Annotated in this window: 18 protein-coding genes; 8 read left to right on the forward strand and 10 right to left on the reverse strand. The window is 40.7% G+C overall.

Translation table 11 applies throughout. The annotated features are described in order from the left end of the window. The first annotated feature begins 181 nt into the window (after positions 1–181). Together ABMY35_RS18225 and ABMY35_RS18230 are read left to right on the forward strand one after the other, a co-directional pair. Positions 182–1,129, forward strand: a complete 948-nt coding sequence (locus ABMY35_RS18225) for a tetratricopeptide repeat protein (protein ID WP_349287507.1) — start codon at positions 182–184, stop codon at positions 1,127–1,129. A 73-nt stretch (positions 1,130–1,202) separates the two neighbouring features. Next, a complete protein-coding gene (locus tag ABMY35_RS18230) occupies positions 1,203–2,234 on the forward strand; it encodes an NAD(P)-binding domain-containing protein (RefSeq protein WP_349287508.1) in 1,032 nt (343 codons plus the stop codon). Between the two features lie 133 nt (positions 2,235–2,367). Here ABMY35_RS18230 and ABMY35_RS18235 read toward each other — a convergent pair whose 3' ends face one another. The 6 genes from ABMY35_RS18235 to ABMY35_RS18260 all read right to left on the reverse strand — a co-directional run bounded on the left by ABMY35_RS18235 (position 2,368) and on the right by ABMY35_RS18260 (position 9,752). Continuing rightward, positions 2,368–4,215: a DEAD/DEAH box helicase gene (locus tag ABMY35_RS18235; RefSeq protein ID WP_349287509.1), complete on the reverse strand. Its 1,848-nt coding sequence runs from the start codon at positions 4,213–4,215 to the stop codon at positions 2,368–2,370. Positions 4,216–4,408: 193 nt separating this feature from the next. Then, positions 4,409–4,675 (reverse strand): GrxA family glutaredoxin, encoded by a 267-nt coding sequence (locus ABMY35_RS18240; RefSeq protein ID WP_138633340.1) that lies wholly within the window; start codon positions 4,673–4,675, stop codon positions 4,409–4,411. A gap of 132 nt (positions 4,676–4,807) precedes the next feature. Then, positions 4,808–5,086 carry a peptidylprolyl isomerase gene (locus tag ABMY35_RS18245; protein ID WP_349287510.1) on the reverse strand — a complete coding sequence of 93 codons (279 nt, stop codon included), beginning with the start codon at positions 5,084–5,086 and terminating at the stop codon, positions 4,808–4,810. 100 nt (positions 5,087–5,186) lie between these two features. Continuing rightward, on the reverse strand, positions 5,187–7,277 hold the full coding sequence (locus tag ABMY35_RS18250) for a TonB-dependent receptor (RefSeq protein ID WP_349287511.1): 2,091 nt from the start codon (positions 7,275–7,277) through the stop codon (positions 5,187–5,189). Between the two features lie 147 nt (positions 7,278–7,424). Beyond that, positions 7,425–7,910: a TlpA disulfide reductase family protein gene (locus ABMY35_RS18255; RefSeq protein ID WP_349287512.1), complete on the reverse strand. Its 486-nt coding sequence runs from the start codon at positions 7,908–7,910 to the stop codon at positions 7,425–7,427. Positions 7,911–8,042: 132 nt separating this feature from the next. Beyond that, the gene (locus ABMY35_RS18260; RefSeq protein ID WP_349287513.1) at positions 8,043–9,752 is read right to left on the reverse strand and encodes a lysophospholipid acyltransferase family protein; all 1,710 of its coding nucleotides are present in this window, start codon (positions 9,750–9,752) and stop codon (positions 8,043–8,045) included. A gap of 180 nt (positions 9,753–9,932) precedes the next feature. On the opposite strand from ABMY35_RS18260, the gene ABMY35_RS18265 reads away from it, so the two are divergent. Next, positions 9,933–10,853 (forward strand): glyoxylate/hydroxypyruvate reductase A, encoded by a 921-nt coding sequence (locus ABMY35_RS18265; protein WP_349287514.1) that lies wholly within the window; start codon positions 9,933–9,935, stop codon positions 10,851–10,853. Between the two features lie 140 nt (positions 10,854–10,993). Continuing rightward, positions 10,994–11,140 carry a hypothetical protein gene (locus tag ABMY35_RS18270; RefSeq protein ID WP_349287515.1) on the forward strand — a complete coding sequence of 49 codons (147 nt, stop codon included), beginning with the start codon at positions 10,994–10,996 and terminating at the stop codon, positions 11,138–11,140. Here the strand turns inward: ABMY35_RS18270 and smrA are convergent. The 3 genes from smrA to ABMY35_RS18285 form a co-directional block, all read right to left on the reverse strand. Beyond that, entirely contained in the window at positions 11,130–11,711 is a 582-nt protein-coding gene (gene smrA / locus ABMY35_RS18275) for a DNA endonuclease SmrA (RefSeq protein ID WP_138568281.1), read from the reverse strand. The genes ABMY35_RS18270 and smrA overlap by 11 nt on opposite strands. Before the next feature lie 99 nt (positions 11,712–11,810). Next, positions 11,811–12,059, reverse strand: coding sequence for a hypothetical protein (locus ABMY35_RS18280; RefSeq protein ID WP_058029111.1), 249 nt, complete (start codon positions 12,057–12,059; stop codon positions 11,811–11,813). A 100-nt stretch (positions 12,060–12,159) separates the two neighbouring features. Beyond that, positions 12,160–12,621, reverse strand: a complete 462-nt coding sequence (locus ABMY35_RS18285) for a hypothetical protein (RefSeq protein ID WP_349287516.1) — start codon at positions 12,619–12,621, stop codon at positions 12,160–12,162. A 93-nt stretch (positions 12,622–12,714) separates the two neighbouring features. Here ABMY35_RS18285 and ABMY35_RS18290 point away from each other — a divergent pair, with 93 nt between their 5' ends. Next, a complete protein-coding gene (locus ABMY35_RS18290; protein ID WP_349287517.1) occupies positions 12,715–13,098 on the forward strand; it encodes a response regulator in 384 nt (127 codons plus the stop codon). Between the two features lie 76 nt (positions 13,099–13,174). On the opposite strand, the gene rpsT is transcribed toward ABMY35_RS18290, so the two are convergent. Beyond that, on the reverse strand, positions 13,175–13,435 hold the full coding sequence (gene rpsT / locus ABMY35_RS18295; protein WP_058029114.1) for a 30S ribosomal protein S20: 261 nt from the start codon (positions 13,433–13,435) through the stop codon (positions 13,175–13,177). A gap of 355 nt (positions 13,436–13,790) precedes the next feature. On the opposite strand from rpsT, the gene murJ reads away from it, so the two are divergent. The 3 genes from murJ to ileS all read left to right on the forward strand — a co-directional run bounded on the left by murJ (position 13,791) and on the right by ileS (position 19,251). After that, positions 13,791–15,359 (forward strand): murein biosynthesis integral membrane protein MurJ, encoded by a 1,569-nt coding sequence (murJ, locus tag ABMY35_RS18300; protein WP_349287518.1) that lies wholly within the window; start codon positions 13,791–13,793, stop codon positions 15,357–15,359. 118 nt (positions 15,360–15,477) lie between these two features. Then, positions 15,478–16,404 (forward strand): bifunctional riboflavin kinase/FAD synthetase, encoded by a 927-nt coding sequence (gene ribF / locus ABMY35_RS18305; protein ID WP_349287519.1) that lies wholly within the window; start codon positions 15,478–15,480, stop codon positions 16,402–16,404. A 21-nt stretch (positions 16,405–16,425) separates the two neighbouring features. Then, positions 16,426–19,251 carry an isoleucine--tRNA ligase gene (gene ileS, locus ABMY35_RS18310; RefSeq protein ID WP_349287520.1) on the forward strand — a complete coding sequence of 942 codons (2,826 nt, stop codon included), beginning with the start codon at positions 16,426–16,428 and terminating at the stop codon, positions 19,249–19,251. Position 19,252: the final 1 nt, after the last annotated feature.

A 19,252-nucleotide genomic window follows, 5' to 3' on the forward strand; every position in this document is an offset into this window, starting at 1 on the left:
TTGATGAATTTGACTTAGGGCTGGTTATAAAGGGTTGGTTTATTTTTTTAGGCTAGGCCTTTTGGATTTATTTATTGTAATGATGTGTAAATGAGAAAAAAATTTAATAGTTTTTTCTTATCAGTTTTATATATTGCTTAGTCTAGACTAATACTGTTGTGTTAGCTGATACGCTAAATTTATGATTGTTTTGTTGCTACTTTTTCTCTTATTTTCTTCTATTACTGCAAATGCTTCAGAGCACTTTAGTGATCACGAGTCTTATTGCCTTCAAAAAGAGGAGCAAGCTTGTTTAGATTTGTTAAAGAAGCAGAGTGACGCTGTGCCCATTTATTCTAAAGCCTGGTTTAAGCTTACTTCTTATAAGCTCGATTATTATTACGACAAGCGTGAGCTTAGGAAATTAGAACAAACAATAGCTCCGCTTTTTGCTATTGAAAATAAGCCTGATGTTTTTGAATTGCAGCTTAATTATTACTACTCAAAAGCATTGGCTTATTTTGGTAAGAGAGAAGAAGCTAAACACTATGCGCAGTTGGCTATTTCTAAATTAGAGAAAATCTACCATATCTTTGAAGATCCTATGCGGATGGTAGAAATTGCAAATTTGGAGTATGTGTTTGGTGATAGACAAAAAGCCTATCAATTATTGCTATTGGCCGAAAACAAGTTTGGCAAGCGAGGTGATCCTGTTTTTCACCTTGAATTACATACCAACAAGGGACATATTTTTTTAGCTTGGCAAAATTATGAGCGTGCAGAGAAATTTTATAAACTAGCACTAGATTGGATTAAAGACACTGAACATGATGCTAAAAAAGTAGTGGCTTACTCTAACCTAGCAAGAACTTATCAATTAATGAGTAAACATGAGTTGGCGCTTGAGCATTTTAAACGTATTGAAGAATTACTATTAAAGCAAAATAACCCGAGGTTATTAGCGCTTACTCTAATTCGTACAGCAGAAGTTTATGAACAACTTAATGAGCTAGATAAATTGACGCAGCTTATACAAAGAATCAACTTTGGTGATCTTTCTCACGGTTATCATGAAACTTATGAGAGACTCGCTAAGTTAACAGCTTCGAATTCAAAACCTTCAAAGGTAACCTCTTCACAGCTCAATTAATCGATAACCAGTTTATTCAATCTTTAACGATAAAAACCTCTTACTATAACCAAGCCTTACTATTGGAGTGGTTATGAATTTACAAACGAATGTGTTAATTATCGGTGCAGGTCATATGGGCTTAGCACTTGGAGGCCGTTTAAAGGCCTTAAATGTTGATTATTTAATCCTTGATAAACATGAGCACGTTGGCGACCAATGGAGGAAACGTTATCAGGGCTTAACCCTATTTACCCCGAATAAGTTAAATCGGCTCCCTGGTTTTTATATCCCTCATTCTCAAGGAGATTATTTAACTAAAGACGAGTTTGCTGATTATTTATCTGAGTTTGCCTTGCATCATCAGCTGGCAGTTAAAACAAATTGTCATGTTTTAAAGGTAACTCATGATGGAATAAATGAGTTTTCTGTTTTTACCGCGCATGGGGTGATTAAAGCGAAGCAAATTGTTTTAGCCACCGGCGCATTTAATATGCCTGTGAAACTATTCAACGGAGATACTCAGTTTTTGCAGCTAGATTTAGAGCAATTACAGAGAATGAACTTCAAAAATCAGCAAATCTTAGTTGTGGGGGATGGTGCTTCAGGTCGGCAAATTGCGAAAAAGCTTAGTGACAAAAATAAGGTTTACTTAGCACAAGGCAAAAAGCGAAATTTGTTTCCAGAGCACATCTTGGGACTTAAAACGTTTTCATTGCTGAAATGGTTTGGTCTTTTAAGGCTTCCTAAGAGCTTCAAAATTGCTCAGTTTTTAAAAAGTAGAGACCCCTTCCCTGATACGAATATTAATAACAAAGCACTTCTAGCTTTGGGAGTTGATTTAAAGTCTAGAGTTGTTTCAGTTGGTGATGAGTGTATTACTTTTGATAATGGAGAAAAGATTGCGCCAGACATTTTGATTAGCGCGATTGGCTATAAAGATGACTTTAGCTTTATTCAAATTCCTCAGTTACATAAGGACAATAATGAGTTTGATGTAAGTACAGCTGAAACGATGGGAATTTTTCAAATAGGGCGGCCTTGGCAACATAATCGCGCCAGTGGTTTGATCTGTGGTGCTGAATTTGAAGTTGAAAATGTATTAAAAAAACTATATCAATCCTAAAGCGATTTAGTTTTCTCTTTCTCGCCTAGTTCTCTTTAAGTTTTCCTTGCCTCAAAATAAAAAGTTTATTTATGAGCGTTGGCTTAATAAATAAAAAACCCGCAACATGTGCGGGTTTTTTATTTCTTTGCTATTAAGCAGTGAAGCTTACTGGGCGACGCTCTTTGCGTTCACCACGCTCTCCATCACGACGAGGCTTACGGTCGCCACCGCGACTATCACGGAAGCTACGCTTACCTTCACCACGGTTACCACGATCGTTACGCTCACCACGGAAGCCGCGCTCTTGACCACCACCGGCTTGATCAGCTGGATGTGTGCTCTTAGTCATGTTCATAGGACGCTTACAGATAAATACATTCTTGAAATGACCTAAAACGTCAGCTGGCATGTCTTTCGGAAGCTGAACCGTGCTGTGCTCGTTGAACAAACGAATATCACCGATGAACTTGCTTGAGATATCAGCTTCATTCGCAATTGCACCAACGATGTTCTTAACTTGTACACCGTGATCACGACCAACATCGATACGATATGTATCCATTGGTGTTTGGCTGCTGTTGCGATTGCCACGGTCACCACGTTCACGACCACGACGCTCACCACCACGTTCATTACGCTGACCATCACGGCCACGGCGATCATCACGTTCACGACGTTCACGCTTAATTTCTTCAACTTTTAACGGTGAAGATTCTTGTGCAAGCGCTAGTAACGCACCCGCTAAGTCTTCAGGGCTTAGTTCAAGCTTTTGAGCAAGATCTACAGCAACTTCATTAAAGAAAGTAATGTCTTTGTGCTCTAGTGCATTAGTAAGCTTAGCTTGTAATGCTGCGATACGTTTTTGCTCAACTGTTTTCGCATCTGGTAATTCAACTTCTGCAATCTCAGACTTAGTGTGACGCATGATGTTACGTAGTAAGTAACGCTCATTGCCTTTCACAAATAGGATTGCTTTACCAGTACGACCAGCACGGCCAGTACGACCAATACGGTGAACGTATGCTTCGCTGTCTTGCGGAATGTCGTAGTTGATAACTAAGCTTAAACGCTCAACGTCAAGACCACGTGCTGCAACGTCAGTTGCGATTACGATGTCCACTAAGCCGCTTTTTAAACGGTCAACTGTTCGTTCACGTGCCTGTTGGTTCATGTCACCATTTAATGGTGCTGCTGAGAAACCTTCACGCTCAAGTAGTTCCGCAAGTTGTACAGTATCATTACGTGTACGTACGAATACGATTGCGCCATCGTAATCTTCAGCTTCTAGGAAGCGAACGATTGCTTTGTTCTTATGAACAGTAGAGCGCCAGAAAACTTGTTCAACTGTTGATACAGTTGAGTTACGTGCTGCGATTCGAACTTGCTCAGCGTTGTCTAAGTACTTAGTACAAATAGACTGAATTTGCTTAGGCATAGTTGCTGAGAACAAACAAGTTTGCTTGTCTTCAGGTGTTTTTTCCATGATGTTTTCAACATCTTCAATGAAGCCCATGCGAAGCATTTCATCAGCTTCATCAAGAACAAGTGCATTAAGCTGCGATAAATCAATTGTTTTACGGTTGATGTGGTCGATAAGACGACCCGGTGTCGCAACAATGATTTGTGCACCGCGGCGTAAAGCACTAAGCTGGATGCCGTAGCTTTGACCACCATAAAGCGCTAGTACTTCAACGCCTTTAGTGTATTTAGCATATTGTTCAAATGCTTCTGCTACCTGAATAGCAAGTTCGCGTGTTGGTGTTAACACCAAAATTTGTGGCTGCTTCGTAGCCGGGTCAATATTGTTTAATAGTGGTAATGCAAATGCTGCTGTTTTACCTGTACCCGTCTGCGCTAGTCCCAGTACGTCCTTTCTTTCTAGCAATAACGGTATACATTGAGCTTGGATCTCAGATGGTGTCTTATATCCTTGCTCTTCGACTGCTTTTAAAATTGCAGGTGAAAGATCTAAAGATTCAAACGTGACTGGTTCTGACATTAATGCGCCTCAACGAATTTAAAGAGGCGCGCATTGTATAGGAAAAGCCCAGCAATTGCTTGTATAAATTAGAACTAATTTATATGTGACTGATGTTGTACGAAATTTGATCAGTGTGTTTTGTGCAAATTTACAGCAAAGTAACAAATTCAAGGCTTTTAGGGCTTTTTACTTTTCTGCAAACATGTGTTGCTCAATTACTGTACAAACCTAAATTTTCTTTTGCATAGGCTTCAAAATCGGTAAATCCACCAATGTGAGATTGATCTAAGAAAATCTGTGGCACAGTCGGGCAAGGTTTGCCTGCTGACTTTTCTAAATCTGCTTTGCTCACACCTTCTTTAATGATGTCTACGTAGCGATAGTTAAAATCGTCACGCTCTGTTTTTAAACGCTCAGCAAGTTCTTTTGCACGAACACAGAAAGGACAGCCTTCACGACCAAAAATAACTGTAAACATATTGAATTCCTCGTTGATGATTTTGTTTAACTGCAACTAAGTTTAGAGGAATTTATAAGAAGTAAAAGTTGATTAATTGAATCGGATTCATCAATAAAAATGATTATTCCTAAACAGAGGCTTTATTAAGAGTTAGGTTCTATAAACGGTCTTGATGAGGTGGTAGCCAAACTTCGTTTTCACAGGACCATGTACTTCAAACAGAGGCTTTTTAAACACGACATCGTCAAACGCCTTAACCATATCACCTTTGTTAAATTCACCCAGGTCACCACCATGCTTTTTAGAAGGGCAAGTAGAGTGCTGCTTGGCAAGCTTATTAAAATCTCCGCCTTTGGCTAATTTAGCTTTTATGGCTAAACATTCTTTCTCGGTTCTTACTAGTATGTGATATGCGCAGGCTTTTGGCATGATAAAGGTTCTCTGATATCGTTTTGTTTGCGCGGATCATGCAGGGCTTACCAAGATATGGCAAGCCCTAGGAGGGCCGAAAACTAATTTAAAAGTGATATTAGAAAGTCACGCTAAACCCAATAGATGGGCGCATTTCAAAGTCATCAGTTTCTTCTTCTATATATAAGTCATTTACTGACTTCACTTTTTTGTAATCAAGGTCGATGCTGCTGACATTATCTTGGCCGTATGCGTTCATTAGTTCCAGAATAAGCTTACCATCTAGGCCAAATACGCGTGTTTTACGTTCAAAACGTATGTCGAGCCTATGATACAGATCGTGACGCTCTGAGAATGGTTCGCCATAGACAGGTAAAAAGCGATTATCGAAGTCTGGATTTTCTCTAACCCCAACAATCGGTGTATAAGCTTGACCGCTGCGTGCCGTAAAATTAAAGCCGCCTTGCCAGAGTTCATTGATTTCGTAGTTAAATACTGCATTGAACACAAATGGTGTATCGGCATAGTAGTCACGCGTGACATTATTTCTTAAGTCCGTACGCTCACTTTTGGCATAACTAAATGCTAACCATCCATACCAGTTATCGGTTTTGTTTTTATTGATCAGAAAGTCTACCCCATAGGCTCGACCCTCAACATCATTGGCATATAGGTTTTGCGCATCAGGTGCGTCTTCCGCAATGGCAAGTGGTAAGTCGTCCATGGTTTTGTAATAAGCTTCAACAGACCAAGACCACTCATTTTCAAGTTCTTGTGCGAACCCTAGGGTCGTGTGATTTGCTGATTGTGATTTTAGTTTTGGATTGCCGACCTCAGGTAAAATGTAGTCGATGTCTTGTTGACGGTTATACTGACCAAACTTAGCAGTTATAGTGCTTGAGTCAGATAAATAATAGTTTAAAGCAAGGCGAGGCTGTACAAAGTTTTCTTCGGTGAGCTTGTTATGCTGAAATTGCACGCCAGTTTCTGTTTGTAGCTTGTCGTTGATTTGCCAAATATGAGTGACACCTACAAAACCACTATCAGCGCCAGCAGTTTGTTTACCTGAAATACGTTCCCCTTTTTTCAGGTCGCAATCAGGGTCAAGCTCCGTACATAGGTATTGGAAGGAATCATATTTATAAGTGGTTTCGTTGTCGTAAAAGCCAACGTCGGTCACGAGTCTGTGTTGGTTATTTAAACGGTAATTCAACTGCGCTTTTAGGGTGGTTTGCTTTTCTGACTCTTCTTCAAAGTAGCCATTCGTTAAAGTTGCACGTTTGCCATATTCAAGTCGGCCAGAATGGTCTAGCACACCTAACCCTACTCTAAAGTGATAATTTTTGTTGTAGTGGTCCCATAAGATATTTTGGCTGGTGAACTCACGGATAAATCGTGCATCGCCCTGAAATTCAGGTGTCTTTTGTGCAAGTTCAGCACGTTCATTAAAGCCTGCTGCGGCAGAGTCTTGCGCGCCAGTAAAGTTAAACGTTAGAGTATTATTCGCATTGATATCCCAAAGCCATTTCCCTTGATAATCGTGATCGTCCGGTGCATCGTTTATGATCACCCCTGTTAATTCGCCATCATCATCTTCAAGTTCTTCTCCTTCCGAGAAAAATAGCGGCAAAGTGCTTTTACGGGCTGAAAAGTAAAATGCGGTATTCTGTGTGGCTTGACCTTCAACAAATACACCGGCATTAAACATCGAAAAATCTAGGGTAGTGGTTATAGGTTGATATTTAGGGTTGCGTAATGTTACGTCAAACACGGCGCCAGTGGCGTTGCTGTAACCTGCGCCATAGCCTGCTGAATAAAGCTGGAAATCTTGAATAATATGACGATTAAATATAGAGCTACCAAAGTCATGGAATATGTAGCCTGCAGGCATAAAGTCCACTTCGAAAATATTATCACTGGGTGATGAACCTCGTACAGCTGGCTCGCTCATTGAGCCGCCAGCAGCAACCACGCCAGGTAGTGCATAAACGGCTCTTAACGGATCACCTAGGGCACCGGGCATTTCAATCAACTTTTCAGTGTCTTCGGTTATTTCACTGGTGATACTACTGCGTTTATAAAGTACTTCAATGTGCTCCATTTCTTTGTTCTGTGGCTTTTGCTCATCAGCATGAACAGACAGTGAAATGGCTAAAAATAGCGGTGAAAACTTAAATAGGGTTGTTGAAAATGCGCCGAGCTTGTTCATTTGGAGTCCTTGTTGCAAGCTGAGTTTGTATATGTTGGCGACTAGTTTAAGGAGATAAGTTGTAAGTGTGTTGCGGGTTTAAGTAAGAAAGTGTAGAGGTGCGTCTACACTTTATTACAAAGGCATTTTATTTAAAAAGAAAGGAGCTTATAAACGTGCTCTTAAGCCAAGTTCTGTCGAATACCCAACGGAACGCTCAGTTATTTTAAGATTTTCATCAATCACATAATAAGTGGGGTAGGCTTTGACTTTAAAATTGGCAGCAATTTGATGATTTCCCATAAGTACTGGCATGCTGAGGTCTAAATTTTGTGTGAAGGTTTCAACTGCTTCTTTTGAGTCATAATCTAGGGCAATGGCAACGGCATTGAGTTTTTGTTGTTCATGGAGCTTATCTAAATTTGGCATGCTGAACTTACAAATACTGCACCAAGGCGCAAAGAAATACACAACGGTTTGCTGTCCAGCGAGTTCACTTAAACTAATTTGTTTGTGCTCATTTTCGAGTGTGGGTAATGAGAAGTAAGGTGCGGGTTGCTCACCAGTATCAGCTAACATACCGAGTTCTTGGTATGCAGTGATTGCAATAAATATTACGGCAAAAATGGCTAATTGAAGTACTTTTTTGATCATCTTTGAAACGTATTGGGTCCTTTATATTTTAATAGACCCGACGTTAACACCGAAAATTACAGATAGAAACTAAAAACATGTTTCTATCTGTTTCAATTGCTAAGATCTCGCATATTTCATTTTTACAGAATACTACTCACCTAAATAACGTTTGGCCTTTTGAGGTTTTATTTTCTCTAAATCAACCAACACGAGCCCGTCAATACAATTACTAAAGTCGGGGTCGACGCTAAAACACAGGAAGTTCACGCCACCGTCTTCGCACAATTCTGTATATTGCTTAAATAACGTAGGCACTTGAGCATTCATATTGGCGAGGATGTGCTTAAGCTCGCTGAAATCAGCTTTGATGTTATTGCCTAAAAATAGTTTTTTGTAGTTCTCTTGCTGAGCGCTATCTAAGCGATATTTGTGTTTGGCAATAGCATGCCCTTTGAGGTCACCGAAATAGTGTTGATAGTGATACACCAGCATGGCTTTGGCTTCTTCAGGTAAGGCATTCGATAGGCTCACCGCGCCAAATAAATAACGGTGTTCAGGGTAACGTTTTACAAATGCACCTATGCCATACCAAAGGTAATCTAGGCTTTTTCGCCCCCAGTATTTAGGTTGCACAAAGCTGCGGCCAAGCTCTAATCCGTGCTCAAAGTATGGCTGCATTTTATCGCCGTAATCGACTAAGGTGTCGGTGTATAAACCTTCACGACCTTGTTGTTCAAGTACCTTTTTAGCACTGGCAAGCCGATAGGCACCTACTAGCTCAAGTTGATTTGGGTCCCATAAAATAAGATGGGTGTAATGCATATCATATTTATCTATGTCTCGGCGTTTACCAGTGCCTTCACCGACTGCTCTAAATGCATGTTCACGTAATCGGCCCAACTCTCTGAAAATGACCGAGCTACCCGTGTAATGGTAAAGATAAATCTGCATACCATCTTGCGTTTCTCCTATACGTTCACAGGCTTCAAGGGCGCTTTTTAAGGCTTTTTTACACTCAGGAGGTGCAACAGGCGTTTGTGTTATGAGCGGCAATGTTTTTTTAGAACCAACGCGATATAGCTGTTTGCGGATAAGTGCGACCATCTCTTTGTCTTTGACATTATTATGTAGATAAGACTCTGGTGGTATGCATGCACCGATTTCGAACTCTAAAAATTTTTGTCTTTGCTTAAACATTTCTTTTACCAATAGCAGGCTGGCTAGAGGCTTGTAGATCATTGATGTGCCATAAAATAAAGGGCTATTTTTGGCTTTGATGTTAATTGGCAAAATAGGGCAGTTAGCTCGTTTCGCCATTCTTAAAAAGCCACTATTCCACTTACAATCCTTGACGCCTGTGGGGCTTAATCGAGAAACTTCGCCAGCAGGAAAGATCAATAAAGCGCCTCCTTGTTTTAGATGTTTGTGAATATTACTGAGCTCTTGCTTACGGCTTGTGCCAGATAAATTATCAACTGGGAGCAATAATGAATGCATAGGAGTCAGCGACATCAGCATCCGATTCGCAACTACTTTTAAGTCGCCTCGTACCTTGCTAATAAGTTTTACTAGAGCGAGTGCGTCTAAAGAGCCGATAGGATGGTTTGCGACTATCACAACTGAGCCTTCGCTGGGTATATGCTCGAGTTGCTTGGTGGTATAACGGGCATCAAATTCAAGTTCGTCTAGAACTTGCTCAACAAACTCTAATCCTTGCAGGTGCGGGTAGGTATCTGCAAATGCCACAAACTCTTGCTCATGAAGTAAATAACCCAAGCCTTTTTTTACTAGTCCTTTTACTTTTGGGGACTTTTCTAGCTGGGGTAAATTTGCTTCGATAACCTTATCGACACTGATCATAGTAAATCTCAACTCTAAGTGTTTTTTGTAGATTAAAAACACTGTGTGACAAGGCTGTTGCAAATTTACGGTGCTTTTATGACAGCCGACATTGTTTTATGGTTTTAATGAAACCCTCGCTTGAGTCTTAATTACATGACCAATATGATTATCAACAAGTTGCTTTATTAGGAATCACAAATGTCAGTTTTAGTCTGTGTCACAGGTCGTAATAACGACAAACTCCTTGCTGAACTCAGCGCACAGTTACCCAATGTTAAAATTTCTGAGTGGCCGCACTGCGAAAACTTAGCTGAAATCGAATTTGTATTGGCTTGGAAAGCACCTGAAACGCTTTGGACACAACTCCCTAATTTGCAAGTTGTACAGAGTTATGGTGCAGGGGTGGATGCAATTGATTTAAGTCTTATTCCTGAACATGTTCAAGTCACTCGTATTGTAGATACACAACTGGCAGAAGATATGGCTGAGTATGTCTTAGCTCATACTTTGGCGCATAAGCTTCGTATTAAAGAGTACCTAATAAAACAGCAACAAGGGCAATGGAAGCCAAAACGAGCACATGCGACTCAGCACGTAGGCATTTTAGGTATGGGCGAGCTAGGGTTAAGTGTTGCAAAAAAGTTGATTAACAATAACTTTAAAGTCAGCGGTTGGTCTCGCTCTGAAAAGCAATTAGCGCATATAACTCACTTCCATGGTGACGCTCAGCTATCTGATTTTCTTAAAGAGCTTGATGTATTGGTATGTTTATTACCTCTAACGCCACAGACAGAAGAGATTTTGAACTTAAATGTGTTTAAGCAGTTACCAGGTCATTGTTTGCTAATTAATGTTGCTCGAGGTAAACATTTAGATGAATCAGATTTATTAACAGCGCTTGATCAAGACGAACTCGCAGCAGCAGTATTGGATGTATTTACCGAAGAGCCCTTACCTAAATCGCATGCATTTTGGTCTCACCCCAAAATAACCATCACACCACATTGTGCGGCTTTGACTCAGCTCAAAACGGTTTGTCAACAAATTGCAGATAATGTCAAAGCACAACAATCAAACACACAATTAAGTAATCTAGTATGCAAACAAAAAGGGTATTAAAAGGTAGGAAATAAGTATTGGAAAGTGCTGAGCAGATTTATTCTCTCATTCCTTTCACTTACTGTATAAAAAAACACCTTGTGTGATTTTTATACTTTCAGTAGTTTAGATAAAAAAATAATAATAAACAGGGTAATATAATGCGTGACAGCCAAGGTGGAGTAAAATTTTCTTTCGTTTTTATCTCAGTTATTCTTTTGGCAATTTCTGCATGGTTTACTCAGGCTAAAGCGACAGAGCTTCCGGAGTACGGTAGCTGTGTCGCTCATGAAGAGATCAGCGCTTAGCGTGTTGCTCTCGGTTTTCCATTTTTTTCTCATCACTTTTAGTTAACAACACATAGGTTGAGCCAGAACCACCGTGACATTTTAACGCACTGTGAAACGCTAAGACGATAGGCATTTCTTGTAACCACTTATTAGTATAGCTCTTTAAAATGGCTGGGTGCGGTTTGCTGTTTAAACCAATGCCATGTCTTATCAGCAAGACACGAATACTTCTTTGCTGACAATCGGTAACAAAATCAAAGAGTGCTTTTCTGGCTTCACGAAATGTTTTGCCATGTAAGTCTAATGTGGCGTCGATTTGATATTTACCTAAGCGAAGATTTTTAAACACACCATGTTGCACACCACTTTTCTTAAAGCTTAATAAATCGTGTGGATCAAGTAAGTCTACATACTCGGTGGAGAGGTAATTTGCATCGAACTCTAATTCTTGCTCAGCGGCTTTGCGCTTTTCAAGTTGACTCAGGGTCGGGGCGTTTTTTTTCTTTTGTAGTTCTATTTGATTGTTCTTGGCAAGAGGAGTGACATCACCCATAGAAGCCATAAACAATTCTTCATCTGTCATCGCCATACGTCACCTCAGCTGTAGCATTGAAGATATGGCGATGATTTTAGCCTAGCCTTAAGGAATTGGCTACCAAGACAATTTAAAGGATAGGTTAATAATATGTTAGTCGGTATGACTTAATTTAAGTTGTCCGAATGTATACACTTTAAATAGATAAAATGTATTAATCATAATTAGACTTAAATTAGACACCACACTGGTACTCATCAGATCAAAGCTAAACGATAAAAATAATAAGCTACAAGCGGCCAATGCGGCAACGCGTAAAGTAGTTAAGTGGTTGATAAAAAATGCTCCAGCACCTAAAAGTAGAAGCACTATGTTTAGCAACAAGTCGAGCTCGTTTGGCATGGTCTGTTTGGGTTCCTGTGGTTGGTTAAAGGAGCGCCATTATGGTGTTAGTTTGACCATGCTTCAAACGAGTATTTTTGCAATTTTCAGATTAGTTTTTTTAATTCGAAATGAGCGCCTTTAAGGCACTAAAGAAACCTTCTTTTTTGATTATTTGATACTTCTGACAGGTGTCTGGGTCGAGCTTATTCATACATAAATAGAGAGTATTTTTATCTAGTGCAGGCCTTGGATGCAACGATGAATCAAAGATAACAGGATCAAGACCTGGTAGTGCAGACCAATAGACACTGGTAGCAACGACCCCTAGTTTTTCATAAGTAATCAATTGCGGTTTAGGAAAAACAATAATTAATAAGGCAATAATGCCAAGTGTAATCCAACGTTTGATACCTTTTTGTTTTGGAGGATTATTGAGTTGGGTTTGGGCTAATTGTGCTTGTGCCATTGCGGCTCTTTGTTGTTGTGGAGAAAGACGTTTTTTCTTTTGACTACTTTGCCGTTTTTTTTGTTGTGGATTTACTTGTCCTAGTAAAGATTGTTTTTTTGATTGATTAGACATTCGTTTTGTAGCCTTTTATTTGCATGTCTCTATAATGATTCTATGATTTAATCATAGCCTAAATTTATTCGGCAGCATATGGAAAGGATGATTATGGATCAACAGATCTCAATACTTATAGTGGACGACGTGGGTACAGTTCGTAGTTTCTTACATCAAACATTGATGCACTTGGGCATAGACCATGTGAGAGAAGCCTCTACTGCGACACAATGTATTACCGCGTGCGAAGAACAACATTTCGATATTGTATTTTTGGATATCGAATTACCCGACGGTGACGGCAAAGAGCTGATCGCTGACATTAATAAAATCAACGAAAATATTAATGTTGTGATGGTATCTGCCCATTCAACCGTTGATAACGTTAAAGATGCGATTGAAAGAGGGGCAAAAGGGTTTGTAGTAAAACCGTTTTCACCGAAGAAAATTGCTGCGATGCTGAAAAAGTTTTATCCAGAACTGGAGCTTTATTAAGAAAAGCTTTTCTTCTTCCTTTCTTAAAGGCAAAAAAAAACCGACTTAACAGTCGGTTTTTTCATTCAAAAACAAATTATAGTGCTTTAATTTTAGCAGCTAAACGGCTCTTATGACGAGCAGCTTTGTTTTTGTGGATAAGACCTTTAGTTGCGTAACGGTCTAAAACTGGAGTTACAGCAGCGAAAGCTACAGTTGCAGCTTCTTTGTCGCCAGCTTCAATAGCAGCTACAGTTTTCTTGAATAGAGTACGCATCATAGAACGACGGCTTGCGTTGTGCTTACGACGCTTTTCGCTAGTAATAGCGCGTTTTTTTGCAGACTTGATGTTAGCCAAGGTTTGCTCCTAACAATCTTAAAAATAAGCTTAATTTAAAGGCCGAGGAATATGCCTGTTTTATTCTCAAAAGTCAATAAAAAATGACCACCCAGCCTTTTCCATTTGGGTCATATTGGCCTGAATGTACTAAAACCATGGTTTTAAGTTGCACAGCGCTAGTTGCAACAGGCTCAGAATCAACAAAACCATAACACCTCATGGTTTTGTGATTGTTGCGGGCGATTGTATCAAATCTATAACTCGACACCTAGTATTAAACGAAAGATATTTACAAATAGTCGTAGGATGACGTTCAAGGAAAGTATAAGTCTGTGGCATAATCAGCCAGTTATATGTTTTTAGGAGTCAATTTGTGGCAAAAGGGTTATTCAAATCAGGCATGATAGTCAGTGCCATGACGATGATTTCACGCGTTATGGGACTAGTCAGAGATGCTGTTGTTGCAAATTTACTTGGTGCGGGGCTTGCTGCAGATGTGTTTTTATTTGCGAACCGTATTCCAAACTTTTTAAGACGATTATTTGCAGAAGGTGCATTTGCTCAAGCATTTGTGCCAGTGCTATCCGAGATAAAAGAAAAGCATGGTGATGACAAAGTCAGATTGTTTGTTGCTCAAGCTGCAGGTACTTTGGGAACCATTTTACTGATAGTTACCATACTCGGTGTGATTGGCTCACCCGTCATTGCAGCGTTATTTGGTACAGGCTGGTTTATTGACTGGTGGCAAGGAGGCGAAAATGCAGGAAAGTTTGAATTAGCGAGTGGTTTATTAAAATTTACTTTTCCATATTTGTTCTTTGTTAGCTTGGTTGCACTGAGCGGCGCTGTCCTAAATGTTTATAACCGCTTTGCTGCAGCGGCTTTTACGCCTGTTTTATTAAACATCTCCATTATTAGTTGTGCGATTTTATTACATGATGCCTTTGATGTGAGTGCCTATGCGCTGGCTATTGGGGTATTTGTTGGTGGCGTAGCACAGCTCTTATTTCAAATACCTTTTCTTTTGCGTATCGGTATGGTGAATAAGCCGGTGTTTGCTTGGCGCTCTCCTGAAGTGACGAAAGTTCGCAAGTTAATGTTACCCGCCATGTTTGGGGTGTCGATTTCACAAATAAACTTATTGTTAGATACCATCATTGCTTCACTGTTAGTAACGGGCTCAATAGCTTGGCTGTATTACTCCGACAGGCTGATTGAGTTTCCATTAGGGTTGTTTGGTATCGGTATTGCGACTGTTATATTACCCGCACTGTCAAAGTTGCATGCCACAGAAAAGTCCGAAGATTTTCAGAGCACATTAGATTGGGGCGTACGTTTTGTTTTGTTTTTAGGCTTTCCGGCCATGGCGGGGTTGATGGTAATTAGCCCACTTATTATCTCTGTTTTATTTGATCACGGTGCTTTCTCCGAAAGTGAAGTCGATCACGTCAAAGCAGTAAGCATGGGCGTTGCCGCCTATTCGGTTGGCTTAGTCAGTTTTATGTTGATTAAGGTATTAGCACCAGGGTTTTATGCCCGCCAAGATACTAAAACGCCGGTCAAGATCGGTATTATCACGCTTGTTTTGAACATGGTGTTTAATATCATACTCGCCCCATTCATAGGCTATTTGGGGTTAGCTTTAGCAACTTCTTTATCAGCAAGTTGTAATGCGTTTTTACTTTATAGAAAGCTAAACCAGCAAGGTGTATATCAGTTCTCTTCTTTTAGCCTATGGTTTGCATTGAAATGTATTGTGAGCGCAATACTGATGGCTGTGTTGGTTTATTTTATTGCTCAGCAATACACTTGGCAAAGCTGGAGCTTGATTGAGCAAATCACATTACTTTGCACTTTACTCGCTGTGGCGATGGTTAGTTACTTTGGCGCCCTTTTTGTGTTTGGGGTACGATTGAAGACAATAAAAGAAGTCTCGGCTTAATACTTAACCTAAGGCAGAGTATTAGCCTTAGGTTAAGGGGATCTGATTATTCGCATTTTCAAGCAACTTGGGTATAATCTGGCACTTTGAATAAATTGGTGGTGAAGGCTTTTATTTCATGCAATTAATTAGAGGCATCCATAATATTAGAGCAGAACACGCTGGGTGTGTGCTGACGATAGGTAATTTTGATGGTGTGCATCTAGGTCATGTTGCTGTTTTAAAAGGCTTAATGCAAGATGCTGAACAGTATGGGCTACCCAGTACCGTGATGTTGTTTGAGCCGCAACCGCAAGAGTTTTTTGCCAAAGACAAAGCGCCGGCACGCTTAACACGATTAAGAGATAAACTTGCTCTACTAGATAAGCTCGGCATTGATAGAGTGATTTGTGTCAAGTTTGATAAAGAGTTTGCAGCAATAGATGCCGAACAGTTTGTTCGTAACGTGTTAATTAAAAAGCTAGGCGTGAAAGCACTCACAGTGGGTGATGACTTTAAGTTTGGCAAAAACCGCCAAGGCGATTTTGATATGCTGAGCGCAATTGGCGCTGAATTAAATATGCATGTCAAGAGTACAGCCAGCTTACGCCGTGATGATTGCCGTGTAAGTAGTACTTTAATCAGAGCGGCACTTGCGCAAGGTGATTTAGACTCTGCGCATCAGATGCTAGGTCATACCTATGCGATTTCAGGTCGTGTGATCCATGGCTGGAAAAAAGGCCGAGAGCTTGGTTTCAGAACCGCTAATATTGCACTAAAACGCCAAGTTACACCTGTACGAGGGGTGTTTGCTGTTAAAGTCTATTTAGACAACCGCGTATTAAACGGGGTAGCAAACATTGGCACGAAGCCTACGTTAAATGGCACGAAAGCACTATTAGAAGTGCATATATTTGATTTTGATGAAAATGTTTACGGACGTTTTCTAAAAGTGGGGCTGGTTAAAAAGCTCCGAGATGAAAAAAAATTCGAGACATTGGCCCAGTTGACTGAGCAAATAGCAAGTGATGTGGCTGACGCACAACAATGTTTTACTATTAAGTAGCCGATACGGAAACTAGGATAAATGAGCGACTACAAACATACTTTGAACCTACCGGAAACTGAGTTTCCAATGCGCGGTAATCTTGCGCAACGCGAACCAAAAATGCTGAAAGCTTGGTACGAAGCTGACCTTTACGGCCAAATTCGTAACGCGAAAAAAGGTAAGAAGCCATTTATTTTGCATGATGGTCCTCCATACGCAAATGGCGATATTCACTTAGGTCACTCAGTTAATAAGATTTTAAAAGACATTATTATTAAGTCTAAAACGCTTTCTGATTTTGATGCGCCTTATGTACCTGGTTGGGACTGCCATGGTCTACCTATCGAGCTACAAGTAGAGAAAAAAGTAGGCAAACCTGGTCATAAAGTATCTGCAGCAGAGTTCAGAGAGAAATGTCGTGCATATGCTAAAAAGCAAGTAGAAGGTCAAAAAGCTGACTTCAAACGCTTAGGTGTATTTGGTGACTGGGACAAGCCTTACCTAACAATGAACTTCGACTTTGAAGCAAACGCAATCCGTGTTTTAGGTCGTATCATTAAAAACGGTCACTTACACAAAGGCGCTAAGCCGGTTCACTGGTGTACAGACTGTGGTTCAGCACTAGCTGAAGCGGAAGTTGAATACCAAGACAAGCAATCACCAGCGATTGATGTACGTTTTGACTTTGTTGACCAACAAGCGGTTGTTGCAGCATTTGGCTTAGCAGAAGGTCATGAAGGTAATGGTACGGTAGGTACAGTTATTTGGACTACAACGCCTTGGACATTGCCTGCTAACCGTGCGGTTGCTGTTCACGAAAACCTAGAATATGCCCTAGTTCAAGTTGAAGACGAAGGTAAAGTACAGCGCCTAATCCTTGGCTCTGAGCTTGTTAAAGATTGTATGGACCGTTTCGGTTTCGATCACTTCCATGTATTAGGTTATGCAAAAGGTGTAGCGTTAGATAATTTACGTGTTGCGCATCCATTCTATGACTTTGACGTACCAGTCATTTTAGGTGAGCACGTAACAACAGACTCTGGTACGGGTATTGTTCACACCGCACCAGGTCACGGTCAAGAAGACTTCGTGGCAGGTCAAGCATATGGTCTAGAAGTCGCTAACCCAGTTGGCGCAAACGGTGTTTATCTGCCTGATACTGAATTATTTGCAGGTCAGCACGTATTTAAAGCCAATGCGAGCGTGATTGAAGTGTTAACCGAAAAAGGCGCGTTAATGCATCACCATGCGCTTCAGCACAGCTACCCACATTGCTGGCGCCACAAAACACCAATTATCTTCCGTGCGACGCCGCAATGGTTTGTAAGCATGGACCAAGCTGACTTACGTAAAGATTCACTAAGTGAAATCGAAAAAACACAGTGGTTACCTGAGTGGGGTGAGAGCCGTATTGCAAACATGGTAGAAGGTCGCCCAGATTGGTGTATTTCGCGTCAGCGTACATGGGGTGTGCCAATTTCTTTATTCGTTGATAAAGACACTGGTGCATTACACCCAAATACTGAGAGCCTAATCGAAGACGTTGCAAAACTAGTTGAAGAAAAAGGCATTCAAGCTTGGTATGACTTAGACGCGGCTGATTTAATTGGTGCTGATGCCGAGCAGTATGTAAAAGTACAAGATACGCTAGACGTATGGTTCGATTCAGGTGTAACACACGCTTGTGTGGTTGATGCGCGTGAAGAGTTAACTGGTCCAGCAGATTTATACCTAGAAGGTTCTGACCAACACCGTGGTTGGTTTATGTCTTCTATGATGACTTCGGTGGCGATTAACGGTCATGCTCCATATAAGCAAGTACTAACTCATGGTTTCACTGTCGATGAAAACGGCCGCAAGATGTCAAAGTCTTTAGGTAACGTTATTTCTCCACAGAATGTTATGAATAAGTTAGGTGCTGACATTTTACGTCTATGGGTTGCATCAACAGATTACACGGCAGAAATGACAGTATCGGATGAAATCTTTAAGCGTTCAGCTGATCGTTACCGCCGTATCCGTAACACTAGCCGTTACCTACTTGCAAACTTAAGCGGTTTCAACCCAGCAACTGACTTAGTTGCTGTTGAAGATATGGTTGAGCTAGATCGCTGGATTGTGGCACGCGCCGCTGAGTTACAAAAAGAAATCATCAGTGCTTACGACAATTACCAAATGCTTGTTGTAACGCAAAAGCTAATGAACTTCTGCACCGGTGAGCTAGGTTCATTCTACCTAGACGTAATCAAAGACCGTCAATACACAGCTAAAGCTGACAGTCATGCACGTCGCTCTTGTCAATCTGCGCTTTACCACATTGCAGAAGCAATGACGCGTTGGATGGCGCCAATCATGAGCTTCACAGCTCAAGAAATCTGGGATGTATTACCTGGTGAGCGCGATGACTTTGTATTCACTGATGTTTGGTACGACGGCTTAGCAAATGTGACTGAAGGTCAGCTTGATAATACCTACTGGCAGCAAGTGCTTGAAGTACGTGATGCAGTTAACAAAGTATTAGAAGCTTCGCGTAAAGATGAAGTTATTGGTGCAACGTTACAAGCAGAGGTGACGCTATACACTGGTGGTGATTTAGCTGAGACACTGAATAAGATCGGTGATGAGCTACGCTTCGTACTATTGACGTCAAAAGCTAATGTTGAAGTAGTCAGTGCACAACCTGAAGACGCAGAGTCTTCAGATATTGATGGCTTATTCATTAAAGTCGCTTCAACGGATGCGAAGAAGTGTGACCGCTGCTGGCACTACTGTGAAGATGTTGGTACACACGAAGGCCATGAAGAGATCTGTGGTCGTTGTGTGAGCAACGTTGACGGTGACGGCGAACAGCGTCAGTTTGCGTAGG

Origin of the sequence: Pseudoalteromonas sp. BZB3 (assembly GCF_040104455.1) — a bacterium.
Lineage (GTDB): Bacteria > Pseudomonadota > Gammaproteobacteria > Enterobacterales > Alteromonadaceae > Pseudoalteromonas.

Excerpts from the sequence above, each read along its gene's own strand:
- ABMY35_RS18225 (WP_349287507.1), top strand. The coding sequence starts at position 182 with ATGATTGTTTTGTTGCTACTTTTTCTCTTATTTTCTTCTATTACTGCA.
- ABMY35_RS18230 (WP_349287508.1), top strand. The coding sequence starts at position 1,203 with ATGAATTTACAAACGAATGTGTTAATTATCGGTGCAGGTCATATGGGC.
- ABMY35_RS18235 (WP_349287509.1), bottom strand. The coding sequence starts at position 4,215 with ATGTCAGAACCAGTCACGTTTGAATCTTTAGATCTTTCACCTGCAATT.
- ABMY35_RS18240 (WP_138633340.1), bottom strand. The coding sequence starts at position 4,675 with ATGTTTACAGTTATTTTTGGTCGTGAAGGCTGTCCTTTCTGTGTTCGT.
- ABMY35_RS18245 (WP_349287510.1), bottom strand. The coding sequence starts at position 5,086 with ATGCCAAAAGCCTGCGCATATCACATACTAGTAAGAACCGAGAAAGAA.
- ABMY35_RS18250 (WP_349287511.1), bottom strand. The coding sequence starts at position 7,277 with ATGAACAAGCTCGGCGCATTTTCAACAACCCTATTTAAGTTTTCACCG.
- ABMY35_RS18255 (WP_349287512.1), bottom strand. The coding sequence starts at position 7,910 with ATGATCAAAAAAGTACTTCAATTAGCCATTTTTGCCGTAATATTTATT.
- ABMY35_RS18260 (WP_349287513.1), bottom strand. The coding sequence starts at position 9,752 with ATGATCAGTGTCGATAAGGTTATCGAAGCAAATTTACCCCAGCTAGAA.
- ABMY35_RS18265 (WP_349287514.1), top strand. The coding sequence starts at position 9,933 with ATGTCAGTTTTAGTCTGTGTCACAGGTCGTAATAACGACAAACTCCTT.
- ABMY35_RS18270 (WP_349287515.1), top strand. The coding sequence starts at position 10,994 with ATGCGTGACAGCCAAGGTGGAGTAAAATTTTCTTTCGTTTTTATCTCA.
- smrA (WP_138568281.1), bottom strand. The coding sequence starts at position 11,711 with ATGGCGATGACAGATGAAGAATTGTTTATGGCTTCTATGGGTGATGTC.
- ABMY35_RS18280 (WP_058029111.1), bottom strand. The coding sequence starts at position 12,059 with ATGCCAAACGAGCTCGACTTGTTGCTAAACATAGTGCTTCTACTTTTA.
- ABMY35_RS18285 (WP_349287516.1), bottom strand. The coding sequence starts at position 12,621 with ATGTCTAATCAATCAAAAAAACAATCTTTACTAGGACAAGTAAATCCA.
- ABMY35_RS18290 (WP_349287517.1), top strand. The coding sequence starts at position 12,715 with ATGGATCAACAGATCTCAATACTTATAGTGGACGACGTGGGTACAGTT.
- ribF (WP_349287519.1), top strand. The coding sequence starts at position 15,478 with ATGCAATTAATTAGAGGCATCCATAATATTAGAGCAGAACACGCTGGG.
- ileS (WP_349287520.1), top strand. The coding sequence starts at position 16,426 with ATGAGCGACTACAAACATACTTTGAACCTACCGGAAACTGAGTTTCCA.